Source organism: Bradyrhizobium sp. 61 (assembly GCF_023073075.1).
Taxonomy (GTDB): domain Bacteria; phylum Pseudomonadota; class Alphaproteobacteria; order Rhizobiales; family Xanthobacteraceae; genus Bradyrhizobium; species Bradyrhizobium barranii.
In genome coordinates this window covers 166,656-178,601 of record NZ_JADPIU010000035.1, presented here as the reverse complement: position 1 = coordinate 178,601, position 11,946 = coordinate 166,656, and the positions used below count along the sequence as shown (strand labels likewise).

12 protein-coding genes are annotated in these 11,946 nt (G+C 64.6%); 3 read left to right on the top strand and 9 right to left on the bottom strand.

The window, feature by feature from the left end:
* Positions 1-5 precede the first annotated feature (5 nt).
* Entirely contained in the window at positions 6-1,100 is a 1,095-nt protein-coding gene (locus IVB46_RS11220) for a serine/threonine protein kinase (RefSeq protein ID WP_247305363.1), read from the top strand.
* 91 nt (positions 1,101-1,191) lie between these two features.
* Entirely contained in the window at positions 1,192-1,755 is a 564-nt protein-coding gene (locus IVB46_RS11215) for a CAP domain-containing protein (protein WP_247305634.1), read from the top strand.
* A 12-nt stretch (positions 1,756-1,767) separates the two neighbouring features.
* On the opposite strand, the gene IVB46_RS11210 is transcribed toward IVB46_RS11215, so the two are convergent.
* The 5 genes from IVB46_RS11210 to IVB46_RS11190 all read right to left on the bottom strand — a co-directional run bounded on the left by IVB46_RS11210 (position 1,768) and on the right by IVB46_RS11190 (position 6,912).
* Positions 1,768-2,241, bottom strand: coding sequence for a VOC family protein (locus IVB46_RS11210; RefSeq protein WP_247305361.1), 474 nt, complete (start codon positions 2,239-2,241; stop codon positions 1,768-1,770).
* Positions 2,242-2,363: 122 nt separating this feature from the next.
* On the bottom strand, positions 2,364-3,698 hold the full coding sequence (locus IVB46_RS11205) for an MFS transporter (RefSeq protein ID WP_247305359.1): 1,335 nt from the start codon (positions 3,696-3,698) through the stop codon (positions 2,364-2,366).
* Between the two features lie 39 nt (positions 3,699-3,737).
* Positions 3,738-4,679, bottom strand: a complete 942-nt coding sequence (locus IVB46_RS11200) for a hydroxymethylglutaryl-CoA lyase (RefSeq protein ID WP_247305357.1) — start codon at positions 4,677-4,679, stop codon at positions 3,738-3,740.
* Positions 4,676-5,869, bottom strand: coding sequence for a CoA transferase (locus IVB46_RS11195; protein ID WP_247305355.1), 1,194 nt, complete (start codon positions 5,867-5,869; stop codon positions 4,676-4,678). Before IVB46_RS11195 ends, IVB46_RS11200 begins: the two co-directional genes overlap by 4 nt.
* 113 nt (positions 5,870-5,982) lie before the next feature.
* Positions 5,983-6,912, bottom strand: coding sequence for a LysR family transcriptional regulator (locus IVB46_RS11190; protein WP_247305353.1), 930 nt, complete (start codon positions 6,910-6,912; stop codon positions 5,983-5,985).
* 226 nt (positions 6,913-7,138) lie between these two features.
* On the opposite strand from IVB46_RS11190, the gene IVB46_RS11185 reads away from it, so the two are divergent.
* Positions 7,139-8,317, top strand: a complete 1,179-nt coding sequence (locus tag IVB46_RS11185; protein WP_247342737.1) for an aminotransferase class V-fold PLP-dependent enzyme — start codon at positions 7,139-7,141, stop codon at positions 8,315-8,317.
* A gap of 13 nt (positions 8,318-8,330) precedes the next feature.
* Here the strand turns inward: IVB46_RS11185 and IVB46_RS11180 are convergent, their stop codons facing one another.
* From IVB46_RS11180 to secF, 4 genes are read right to left on the bottom strand one after another with little or no spacing between them, the layout of a single operon-like run.
* A complete protein-coding gene (locus tag IVB46_RS11180) occupies positions 8,331-9,575 on the bottom strand; it encodes a threonine ammonia-lyase (protein ID WP_085404663.1) in 1,245 nt (414 codons plus the stop codon).
* A 45-nt stretch (positions 9,576-9,620) separates the two neighbouring features.
* Positions 9,621-10,484 (bottom strand): phytoene/squalene synthase family protein, encoded by an 864-nt coding sequence (locus IVB46_RS11175; RefSeq protein WP_247305347.1) that lies wholly within the window; start codon positions 10,482-10,484, stop codon positions 9,621-9,623.
* A complete protein-coding gene (locus tag IVB46_RS11170; protein ID WP_028152342.1) occupies positions 10,481-10,864 on the bottom strand; it encodes an MTH938/NDUFAF3 family protein in 384 nt (127 codons plus the stop codon). The genes IVB46_RS11175 and IVB46_RS11170 overlap by 4 nt, the downstream gene beginning before the upstream one ends.
* A gap of 60 nt (positions 10,865-10,924) precedes the next feature.
* Positions 10,925-11,944, bottom strand: coding sequence for a protein translocase subunit SecF (gene secF, locus IVB46_RS11165; RefSeq protein ID WP_028152341.1), 1,020 nt, complete (start codon positions 11,942-11,944; stop codon positions 10,925-10,927).
* Between the last annotated feature and the right edge of the window lie 2 nt (positions 11,945-11,946).

Below are 11,946 nucleotides of genomic sequence, written 5' to 3'. Positions count from 1 at the left end.
TTTCGATGAACCTCCCCAAAGACGACGCCGCGGTGCTCTTGGCGCGCTGGACCGAGGGCGTGCTGCTCAAGCGCGACGTGTTCTCGACCGTCGAGCGCGGCCGCTTCCGTGGCGACAACGGCGAGGTCGACGCCGTGCTGCGCCGGCTCGACGAAGTGCCGTGGTGGTCATTTCCCTTGGCGCGCCACCTGTTCGCGCGTGAGAAGCACGCGCTGGCGCTGGCCAAAGGTCTCAATGTCGGCCCTGATTTGCTGTGGGCCGGCCGCCGGGCGCTCGTGCGCGGCTTTGTCGACGGCGTCGCGCTCCATCTCGCCAAGCCACATGGCGACCTCGCCTATTTCCGCTCGGCCAAGGCGGCGCTACGCCGGCTGCGCCGCGCCGGCATCTGCCACAACGATCTCGCCAAGGAGCAGAACTGGCTGGTCGGCCGCGACGGCCGCGCCTATGTCACCGACTTCCAGCTCGCGGCCTGCTTCAACCGACGTGGCCGGCTCTACCGCATCCTCGCCTACGAGGACCTGCGGCATCTGCTCAAGCACAAGCGTTCCTATGCACCCGAGGCGCTGACGCCGCGCGAGCGAAAGATCCTGGCGAAGAAGTCATTCGCCGCCAGCCTGTGGCTCGCGACCGGCAAGAAGGTCTATCGCGCGATCACGCGCGGCCTGTTCAACTTCACCGACCGCGAGGGCGGCGGCCGCCGGCTGGTCAACGACGCGCCGGTGCTGGCCGAGCTGATCCGCAAGAACCCGGCCGTGCGCGACACCGCCATCGTCGCCTTCGCCGACCGCCGCTCCGGCGTCGGACTCTATGCCTTCGTCGAGGCCGATCAGGCCACGCTTGAAGGCGAGCTTCGGAGCGAGCTTTCGGCCGCCAAGGGCCCCAAGCCGCCGGAGCACATCCAGGTCGTACACGCGCTGCCCCGTGATACCAGCGGCAAGCCGCGAACCGAGATCCTGCAACTGGTCGCCATGAACCAGCTCGACCTGATCGAGCCGATGATGAAGAACGACCAGGACCGCGCCTTCCTCAAGGACATCCTGGAACAGCGGAAGAACCTGCGGGACCGTTTCAACTTCGAGGCAGACCTGCCGGCGAGCTGACGGGCTGCTCACGCCTTGAAGCGTCCACATTGGCGATAGAGAACCGATCGGATCATTCGGGCGGCGGGTCATGGGCATTCGGGGGATGATGATGCATCGTGTGGTTGGCGGCGTGATCGCTGGCCTTCTGCTGCTCGCAGCTGCGCCCGCGATGGCCGAATCCCCTGCCGAGCTGATCTCCGGCTTTCGCCTCAAGAACGGCGAAGTCCGCGTCGTCCGCGATTCAACCCTCGACCGCATCGCCATGGACCAGGCCCGCGCGATGGCGGCGAAGGACGACCTCAGCCACGACGCGCTCGGCCCGTTCAACCGGCGCGTCGCACCGGCGGGCGCGGGCCGCGCGGCCGAGAACATCGCCTATGGCTACGACAATTTCGAGAAGACGCTGGGACAGTGGATCGACTCGTCCGGGCATCGCAAGAACCTGCTGCTGCACAACGCCTCGCGCGTCGGCATCGCCAGCGCCAAGAATGCCAGCGGCAAGCGAACCTATTGGGCCATGGTGATCGCGGGCGACTACGAGCCGAAGGGCAAGGGCAAAGGTAAAGGCAAGAAGGACGAGGAGCCGCTGGTTGCCGTGAAGCGCGAGGCCGCGCCCGCCAGCAAGCCCAAAACCAGCAGCTGCCACGTCAAGCTGCTCGGCCTCTGTATCTGAGGCGAGATAATTTCAGCCGCGGCGCGCGGCCTCGATCACGGCGACATCGATCTTCGTCATCCCCATCATCGCATCGAAGGCGCGCTTGGCCTCGGCGCCGCCGGCCGCCAATGCCTCAGTCAACACCCGTGGCGTGATCTGCCAGGAGAGGCCCCATCTGTCCTTGCACCAGCCGCAGGCGCTCTCCTGCCCGCCATTGCCGATGATGGCGTTCCAGTAGCGGTCGGTCTCCTCCTGATCGTCGGTCGCGATCTGGAACGAGAAAGCCTCGTTGTGCTTGAAAATCGGACCGCCGTTGAGGCCGAGACAGGCAACGCCGGCAACCGTAAACTCGACGGTCAGCACATCGCCCGCCCTGCCGGAGGGGTAATCGCTGGGCGCGTGATGGACGGCGCTTACGGCGCTGTCGGGGAACGTCTCGGCATAGAAGCGGGCGGCCGCCTCAGCGTCTTTGTCGTACCAGAGGCAAATCGTGTTCTTCGCCATTGCGCGTCCCCTTCGGTTCCAGGCCATCACACCGCCATCCATTGAGAATGGACGGCGGTGTGATGTCGTTCGCCTAGATACCCTCTTGAATGCGCCTCACCAAGGCGCGCCAATGCCGCGGCCTATGCGACCCGGGGTTCCGCCACGTCCCTGGCTTTCAGGTCTCGCGGAAGCACCGTCAGCAGCAGCAACGCACAGAGCACGCACAAGCCGCCGATGACATAGAGCGCGGGTGTCGTGCTGCCGGTCACATCCTTGACCGAGCCAACCATGACCGGGCTGACGATGCCACCGACCTGCCCCAGCGTGTTGATGAGCGCGATCCCGCTTGCCGCCCCCGCACCGGTGAGAATTTTCGGTGGCAGCGTCCAGAATGCCGGAATGGCCGCAACCACGCCGGCACCAAGGATGGCAAGCGCGCCAACCAGGGTGACGACATTCCTGTCGAATGCACCGGACGCGAAGAAGCCCACGGCCGCGGTCAGAATCAAGGCTGCGACAAATTTCGGGCGCTCGCCTGATGCATCCGACAATCGGCCTACGACGATCATGCAGATGGCGCCGCAGATATAGGGTACGGCGGTCAGGAAGCCGATCGCGGCTGCACTGCCTCCGCCGGCCGCCTTGATCAGGTCAGGCGCCCAAAAATTGAGGCCGTAGGAGGCGATCTGGATCAGGAAGTAGATGAATCCGAGCAGCAGCACGCCGGGCATGAGCAGCGAGCGCCATGCCGAATGCTCGCCGATCTCGCTCTTCTGGCGGTCCAGCTGAACCGAGATCAACCGGCGCTCGTCGTCGCTCAACCATTCGGCCTGCTCGATCCCGTCGTCGAAGCGCAGCAGCACGATGAAACCAAGCGCAACGCAGGGAATGCCGCCAGCCAGAAACAGCCATTGCCAACCGGCCAGACCGTGCAGCCCGTTCAGGTAATTGAGGATGAGACCCGAGATCGGCGCGCCGATGATCCCCGAGAATGCAGTGGCGAGAAAAAACACGGACGTCATGCGGCCGCGATGCGATTTTGGAAACCAGAGTGTCAGGTAATAGAGAATGCCGGGCGCAAATCCCGCCTCCATGGCGCCGATCACGAAGCGCAGCGCATAGAACTGCCACTCGCTATGAACGAAGACCATCGCCGCCGTCGCCAGCCCCCAGGAAATCATGATGCGGGCGATCCAGCGCCGCGCGCCGAAGCGATAGAGCAGCATGTTGCTCGGCACTTCCAGCAGGACGTAACCAACGACGAACAGGCTGGCGCCAAATCCGTAGGCTGTGTTGCTGAGGCCGAGATCGGCCTGGAGCGCAGCCTTGGCAAAACTGATGTTGACGCGGTCGAAGAACGCAAAGAAGTAGCAGACGATGATCAGCGGCATCAGCCGCCACGCAATCTTCTTGATGACCTGATGCTCTGTGAGTCCAGTATCGAGGTCGGCAGTCACCGCCGTGGCAATCGTCATGGTTTCCTCCAATGTGTTTTGAATTTTGATAGCGGTCGATCAGCCCGAGCGTCGCAGCCGCTCGGGTATGGGATGCAGATCGAGGGGACGGCCGGCCTTGGCGACCTGTCCCGGCACCTCATGTCCGACCAGTCCAGGCAACCGGAACGAGAGATCGATCAAGCGCTGCAGGTCGAGACCGGTTCGCAAGCCCGTCTCGTGGCAGAGATTGACGAGGTCTTCGGTACAGACATTGCCGGTGGCGCCCGGCGCAAATGGACATCCGCCGAGGCCGCCCAGCGCGGCGTCAAAGCGGCGCGCGCCGGTGTCATAGGCCGCGAGGACGTTAACCAGCCCAAGACCGCGCGTGTTGTGGAAGTGAAGCGTGAGCATGTCCGCAGGGACCAGCATCAAGACCTCGGCAACCAGCTGCGAGACCTGATTGGGATTGGCCATGCCCGTGGTATCGGCGAGCGTGACGCCATCGACCCCGAGATCGAGATAGCGCTTGACGATATCGAACACCTTCTCGAGAGGCTGCAGGCCTTCGAACGGACAGCCGAACGCCGTCGCAACCGTCGCGTTGACTAATGCGCCGCCTGCATGGGCCGGCTTCACGATCTCGCTGAGCGACGCCAGCGACACCGCATGCGTCATGTTCATGTTGGCGCGGTTGTGCGTCTCGCTCGCCGACATCACGAAATTGAGCTCGTCGACGCGTGCAGCCAGCGCCAGCTCGGCGCCCTTCCGGTTCGGGATCAGTGCCGTATAGATCGTGCCGGGCCGCTGCTCGATGCCGGTGAAGACGTCAGTGGCGTCGCGCAGCGACGGCACGGCCGCCGCTGACACGAACGACGAGACCTCAATGCGGCCGAAGCCGATCGCAGAGAGCGAATTGATCAGCCGGATTTTTTCGCTGGTTTCGACCCATTTCGGTTCGATCTGAAGGCCGTCGCGCGGAGCGACCTCCTGGATCAGGATGTCCGGTGGCGTTGCCGTCATTGCACCGCTCCGCTCCGGCGCAGCTGCGCGATATCGCCTGCCTGCAAGCCGAGGCCCGCGAGCACCTCGTCGGTATGCTGTCCCAGCGTCGGGCCAGGCCATTTGACTGCGCCCGGGGTGTCGGAGAGCTTTGGCGCGATGCCCGGCATCTTTACGGTGACGTCGCCCGGCAGCTCGGTCGGCAGGATCATGTCGCGCGCGGCGTAATGGGGATCGTCGACAATATCGGCGACGGAATAGATCCGGCCTGCAGGAACATCCGCCGCATCGAGGCGTGCGAGGATCTCGTCCATCGTTCGCTGCGAGGTCCATGCAGTGATGGCAGCATCGAGCAAGGCGTTGCTGCGGACACGTCCGTCATTGCTGGCAAGGGCCGGATCGTCGGCAAGGTCCGGCCGCCCGATGACCAGCATCAAGCGCTTGAAGATCGCGTCGCTGTTGCCAGCGATCACGACATGGCGCCCGTCGGAGCTTGGATATGTATTGGATGGACTGATGCCCGGCAGGGCGCCGCCGGTGCGGGTCCTGACATGACCCAAGAGGTCATATTCGGGGACGAGACTCTCCATCAGGTTGAACACGCTCTCGTAGAGCGAGACGTCGACCACCTGCCCTCGCCCCTGCCCTGTCTTGACTCGGAGCAGCGACATCAGCGCGCCGATCACGCCATGAAGCGACGCAAGGCTGTCGCCGATACTGATGCCGACCCGGGCCGGCGGGCTGTCGGGATCGCCGGTGGTGAAGCGCAGCCCACCCATAGCTTCGCCGATCGCGCCGAACCCGGAGCGATCGCGGTAAGGGCCGGTCTGCCCGTAGCCGGAGATGCGGACCAGTGTCAGGTCCGGATTGAGCTTTGAGAGCACATCCCAGCCGAGGCCGAGTTTCTCGAGGCTCCCTGGCTTAAAATTCTCGATCACGACGTCGGCTTGCGCGGCCAGCCGCAGCGCCACGTCCCGCCCGTCAGGCGATTTCAGATCGATCGCGATCGACTTCTTGTTGCGGGATTGCAGGTACCACCAGAGTGAGGTGCCCTGATGCAGCTTGCGCCATCTGCGCAACGGATCCCCGCTGCCCGGCTGTTCGATCTTGATGACTTCGGCGCCGAACTCGGCAAAGAGCCGCGCGGCAAATGGTGCCGCGATCAAAGTTCCGAGCTCGACGACTCGTATTCCGGATAATGGTCCGTCCACGTCTGGCGCTCCTCGATCGTCTTTGATCGTGGTGTCGCCGAGCGCAGGGCCTTAAGTCCAATATCCTTTGATGAACACGCGTTCGCGGATGACGAACGACACGAAGGCCGCCATCAGTGAGGTTTGGTTCCGGGCAATCGCAGATGATCGAGCATCAACTGGCTTGTCGCCGACAATCCCGCGGGATCCCTGGCCACCAGCACCAGTTCGCGATCGGCCCAGTCGTCGCTCAACTCGACGGCCGTCAGGTTCATGCCGTGACTGAGGACCTCGAACGCACGGTCGGGAATGAGGCCGATACCCATGCCGGCCTGCACCATCCGGCAGACCGCATCAAAACCCGGGACGTGGACCCGCAACCGGATCGACTTGCCGATCTGCTGCGCGGTGTATTGCGAGCGCAGATAGATCGAGCTGGTCGCAAACAGGCCGACATGGTCGTAGTCGAGTGTGTCGGCGAACGAAACGTCTCTTGCCGACGCAAGCGGATGATCGGATCGCACCACGATAACGAGGCGGTCCCGCCGATAGGAGAACCGCTCCAGCCCGCGCGTCGACACGTCTGCCGAGCAGATGCCGATTTCGGCCACGCCCTCCTCGACGCCGCGAACGACATCGGCGCTCGGACGCTCCTGCAGATCGAGCCGCACCAGCTCGTGCGAGCGAAAGAAGCCGGGCAGATCGTCGGGAAGGAATTCGACGATCGACGACAGATTGGCCAGCATCCGCACATGCCCGCGCACGCCGCGCGCATGCTCGGCCATGTCGACGGCGATCTTCGCGACGTTGAGCAGCGTCACGCGCGCATGATGCAGCAGCGATTCACCGGCCGGCGTCAGCGCCATGCCGTTCGGATGCCGCTCGAACAGCGCGACCTCGAGTACCTCCTCGAGGTCATGCATGCGTTTGCTGACAGCAGAGGGCGCGATCGCCTCGCGCTGCGAGGCGCGCGTCAAATTGCCCTCCTCACAGATGGCGATGAACAGCCGCAGGGTCGTGAGGTCGATCCGTCGGGTGATGTTGGTCCTGGGCGTCCCGGTCATTGAGCGGGATTGCGTCTTCTTGCATGGTCTGTTTCCCGATCCGGGAAGATATAACGTCCGAAGTCACCGGGTTTCTCAAAATCCGGGGAGAACGGCCGCCGATTTGGAATCCGATACCAAGACGAGGCAATAATCCGCCATTTTGTTCCAAGCAGCACATAAGCTTGCTCGCGCTCGTCAACGCGCCTAATTCATGGGATCGGGATAGCAGAGGCGGAGACCAGCATTGATCGACATCGACCGGATACGTTCCGACACCCCGGCCGCCTCCCGCCTCGCTTATCTCCACAATGCCGGCGCGGCCCTCATGCCAACTGCCGTCGTCGCGGCAATGAAGGACCACATCGATCTGGAGGGCGAGATCGGAGGTTATGCTGCTGCCGACCGCGAGTCCGATCGGCTCGATGCGGTCTACGGCTCCGTAGCGCGCCTTCTGAATGCCGCCCCCGATGAGATCGCCCTCATGGAGAACGCGACAATTGCCTGGCAGATGGCGTTCTACGCGCTTCCGTTTCGCCAGGGCGATCGGATCCTGACCGCCGAAGCGGAATGCGCAGCCAACTACGTCGCGTTTCTTCAGGTCGCAAGGCGCACGGGCGCGATCATCGATGTCGTGCCGAGCGACGCCACCGGCGAGCTCGACGTCCACGCGCTCGAGCGCATGATCGACGAACGCGTGAAGCTGATCGCCGTCACCTGGGTTCCGACCAATGGCGGATTGGTCAATCCCGCGGCGGCGATCGGCAGGATCGCGCGGGCGCACGGGATTCCCTATCTGCTCGACGCCTGCCAGGCGGTCGGCCAGATGACGGTCGACGTCGAAGCCATCGGCTGTGACATGCTGTCGGCGACGGGGCGCAAATTCCTCCGCGGCCCGCGCGGCACGGGCTTTCTCTACGTCCGCCGCGGGATGCTGCAACGGCTCGAGCCGCCGATGATCGATCACTTCGCCGCGCCCTGGGTCTCACGAGGTGAATATCGGCTCCGTGACGATGCCCGCCGTTTCGAGACATGGGAGAACAATTACGCGGCACGTCTCGGTCTCGGCACGGCCATCGATTATGCCCTCGCGATCGGTCTCGGCCCGATCGAACAGCGCTGCCGTCTGCTTGCGGACCGTCTTCGCGGCGGCCTCGCCTCCGTTCGCGGCGTGACCATTCGCGACCTCGGACGCACACCGGGCGCCATCGTCAGCTTCACGCTGGATGGGTATGAGGCGGACGCCATCGTCAGCAGCGCCGCTGCGGCGGGCATCACCATCGGCGCTTCAGATCCGGCGAGTACTCGCATCGATGCCGAAATCCGCTCGCTGCCACCGGTCGTGCGGGCTTCCCCGCATTACTACAACACGGAAGCCGAGATCGACCGGCTGATCGGCCACCTCGTGGGTTTGGCGCCGCGATAGCGGCGCGCGCCACTCAGGTGCAGCGCGCGCTCAAGCCGGATGCACCGAGCTTGGCCATGACCTCGTCGAGATGCGCGCTGTCGCGGGTCTCGATGACGAGCTGAAGCAGCGTCGCTTTGGCCGGCAGATCCGAGAAGGTCCGCTGATGCGAGACCTCGATGATGTTGGCGCCGGCCTCGGCCAGCAGTGAGGCGACGGCAGCCAATTGTCCGGGCCGATCGGGGATATCGAGCGACAACTGCGTCAGCCGACCCTCGCGCGCTAGCTCACGCGTCAGAACGGAGGCGATCAGCCGCGTGTCGATGTTGCCGCCGCTCAGGACGAGGCCGACCTTCCGGCCGGCAAAGCGGGACGTATCGGACATCAACGCGGCAAGCCCGGCGGCGCCGGCGCCCTCGACGACGGTCTTCTCGATCGAGATCAGGGTCGCGACCGCGCGCTCGAGCTCGGCTTCGTTCACCAGCGCGATGTCGTCAACGAGGCGGCGGACGATCTCGGTCGTGATCTTGCCCGGCGATTTCACCGCGATGCCTTCGGCGAGCGTATCGCCGCGCGCAGGCAGATTGCCGTCATGGATGGCGTTGTACATCGAGGGGTAGAGCCAGGCCTCGACGCCAAGAATCCGCACTGTCGGCTTGATCGATTTCGCGGCAATGCCGATGCCGCTGATCAGGCCGCCGCCGCCGATCGGGACCACCAGCGTATCGAGCTCCGGCACCGCCTTCAGCATCTCGAGCCCGACAGTGCCCTGCCCCGCGATGACGAGCGGGTCGTCATAGGGGTGGACGAAGATCATGCCGCGGGCCTCGCCATGGCTTCGCGCATAGGCGGCCGCCTCCTCCAGCGTCGCGCCCGTCACCACCACCTCGGCACCGTGGTGCTTGGTGTTCTCGACCTTCACCATGGGCGTGCCGACCGGCATTACGATGGTGGCGGGAATGCCGAGCCGCTTGGCGTGATAGGCGACGCCCTGCGCGTGGTTGCCCGCCGACATCGCGATGACGCCGCGCGCACGCTCCTCCGGCGTCAGCGCGGTGAGCCGGTTGAGCGCACCCCGCTCCTTGAACGAGGAGGTGAACTGGAGGTTTTCGAATTTCAGCCAGATGTCGCAGCCGCAGATGTTGCTCAGCGTGCGGCTGTAGCTGCAGGGCGTCTCGACGACGGCGCCGCGGATGGTGTCGGCGGCGGCATGAATGTCGCCCAGAGCGACCGGAAGGCCGCTGAGATCGGGGGACGTGTTTTGGGACAACTCAGCCATAGGACAGCATAGAGCATTTGGCCGTTTGAGGCGATAAGCCGGCCGCTATTTGGTAAATTCCCGGGAACGTGAAGCCCGCCACAGCGTCCATAGCGTGCGCAGCCGCGACGGGGGCTGCGATGCAAACGGATTGCGCCCGGGTTGCGACAGGCGCTTGAGGTCACCCCGCACCTGGCTCAGCAGCAGAAACGCTGGCCGTGCCGGCGCCGGCACCTCCGGCAACAACGACAAGGCCGTCGTCAAATGCTGCTCGGCTTCGCCCACGAGCTGGCCCAGCACCGCATGCAGATTTGGCGTCTCCTTGCCGGCGAACACGTCCTCCATCTGGCAGCCATGGGCCGCCAGCAGCTGCTGCGGCAGGAACAGTTGCCGGTGCGCCGAATCGCGCGGCAGATTCTCAATCACCTGCGCGATGCCCTGGGCGAGCCCGGCATGCCTTGCGACATGCTCGGCCGCCTCCGAAGGTGGCGCCATGACCCGGGCCGCGAGGCCAAACAATGCCGAACAGGTCGCGTCCAGATAACCCTCCAAAGCCGCCAAGGTCGGCATCGGATCGTTGTAGAGATCGAACTGATGCTCGTCGGCGAGCAGCGATAACGGCTCGACCGGCAGGTCGAAATCGCTGATCGCACGCAACAGCTCCGCCGCCACCGGATTGCCCTCGGCGCTGCCGTGGACGTGGCCCGACAGCATGTCGGTCCACCATTGCAGGCGGATTTCGCCGGGCAAGGGCTGGCTCACCTGATCGCGGACGCGGACGATCTCGACATTGAAGGCATAGAGCGCCAGCAGCGCCTGGCGCTCGGCGGCCGGCGCAAACAGCGTTGCGGCATAGCGCGGAAAGTCATGGCTGCGCACGAGGCCGGCGCAGAAGGCGACGGAATCGGCCGGAGGCGCAGCGCTGCTCATGGCACGGCGATCAGCGCGGCCGCAACGCGGCGCCGCTCGCCGATCATGATGTTGTAGGTGCGCACGGCGGGACCGGTCTGCATCGTATCCAGCACCACCCTCACCGCCTTCAGCGCCTGCCGCAGGTCCGGCGGCGGCAACCAGACGCCGGTTCCGGTGCCGATCAGAAGCGTGTCGATGCTGTTGGCCGCCGTGAAGACGCGATCCAGCGAATAGCGGTCGATCTTCGTCGGGTCCGTCACGTCCCAGGCCCAGATCGCGTCGGGCAGGCAGAGCAGCGATCCCCGATGCGACATGCCGGCAAAGGCGAAGCCGCCCTTGCCATAGGCCTCGATCGGCGCCGAGCGGGGAAAATGCGGTGCGTTGGGATCGCCGGCCATGTGCTTCGTCCGAATGAGCTTACTGCCCTCGCAAACGCCTGCGAGGGCATGCGGTTCGGATCATGCCTTGTTCTTCTTCGCCGGCGTAGCCGTATCGGGCGCATCTTCGCGATGCTCGCCGACGCCGAGATAGATCAGGATCGGGGCCGCGATGAAGATCGAGGTATAGGTGCCGACCAGCACCACGCCGAACATCATCACCGCGGTGAAGCTGTGGATGGCATGGCCGCCGAACAGCAGCAGAGCCAGCAGCGCCAGCGTCACGGTGAAGTGGGTGATGATCGAACGCGACAGGGTCGAATTGATCGACTCGTTGAGCAGCTGCGGCATCGGCATCTTCTTGTAGCGGCGCAGCATTTCGCGGATACGGTCGTAGATGACGACGGTGTCGTTGAGCGAATAGCCCAGAATGGTCAGAAGGGCCGCGATGCTGGTCAGGTCGAAATCGACCTGGCTGATCGACATGAAGCCGATCGTCAGCACGATGTCGTGCACGTTGGCGATCATGGCGCCGAGCGCGAACTGCCATTCGAAGCGGAACCAGAGGTAGATCAGGATCGAGACGATCGCGAGCATCAGGCCGAGCATGCCGTACGCCAGCAGCTCGCCGGAAACGCGCGGTCCCACCACCTCGACGCGGCGATATTCGACGGAATCGCCGAGCGCACCGCGCACCTTCTGTACGGCTTCCTGCTGGGCGGCGTCGCCGCCCGGCTGCTCCGCGACGCGGATCAGGACGTTCTCGGGGCCGCCGAACTGCTGCAACTGGACTTCGCCGAGATGCAAGGCATCGAGCGTCGTGCGCATCGCCGCGATGTCGGCGGCGCCGGATTTGGCCTGCACTTCCAGCAGCGTGCCGCCGCGGAAGTCGATGCCGAAATTCAGGCCATGGGTGAAGAACAGCGTGATCGCGACGATCGAAAGCGCCGCCGAGATCGGGAAGCTGATCCGGCGGAAGCGCGTGAAGTCGAAATGCGTATCGTCCGGGACGATGCGCAGCGACGGCAGCAGCCCGAGCGCTGCGACCACGGTGAGAACGGCAATGAGAATGCCAAGGCCGATGAGAACGTAGTGAGTCACGG

Excerpts from the sequence above, each read along its gene's own strand:
- IVB46_RS11220 (WP_247305363.1), top strand. The coding sequence starts at position 6 with ATGAACCTCCCCAAAGACGACGCCGCGGTGCTCTTGGCGCGCTGGACC.
- IVB46_RS11200 (WP_247305357.1), bottom strand. The coding sequence starts at position 4,679 with ATGACGGCAACGCCACCGGACATCCTGATCCAGGAGGTCGCTCCGCGC.
- IVB46_RS11170 (WP_028152342.1), bottom strand. The coding sequence starts at position 10,864 with ATGGCCGGCGATCCCAACGCACCGCATTTTCCCCGCTCGGCGCCGATC.
- IVB46_RS11210 (WP_247305361.1), bottom strand. The coding sequence starts at position 2,241 with ATGGCGAAGAACACGATTTGCCTCTGGTACGACAAAGACGCTGAGGCG.
- IVB46_RS11205 (WP_247305359.1), bottom strand. The coding sequence starts at position 3,698 with ATGACGATTGCCACGGCGGTGACTGCCGACCTCGATACTGGACTCACA.
- IVB46_RS11215 (WP_247305634.1), top strand. The coding sequence starts at position 1,192 with ATGCATCGTGTGGTTGGCGGCGTGATCGCTGGCCTTCTGCTGCTCGCA.
- IVB46_RS11175 (WP_247305347.1), bottom strand. The coding sequence starts at position 10,484 with ATGAGCAGCGCTGCGCCTCCGGCCGATTCCGTCGCCTTCTGCGCCGGC.
- IVB46_RS11180 (WP_085404663.1), bottom strand. The coding sequence starts at position 9,575 with ATGGCTGAGTTGTCCCAAAACACGTCCCCCGATCTCAGCGGCCTTCCG.
- IVB46_RS11190 (WP_247305353.1), bottom strand. The coding sequence starts at position 6,912 with ATGACCGGGACGCCCAGGACCAACATCACCCGACGGATCGACCTCACG.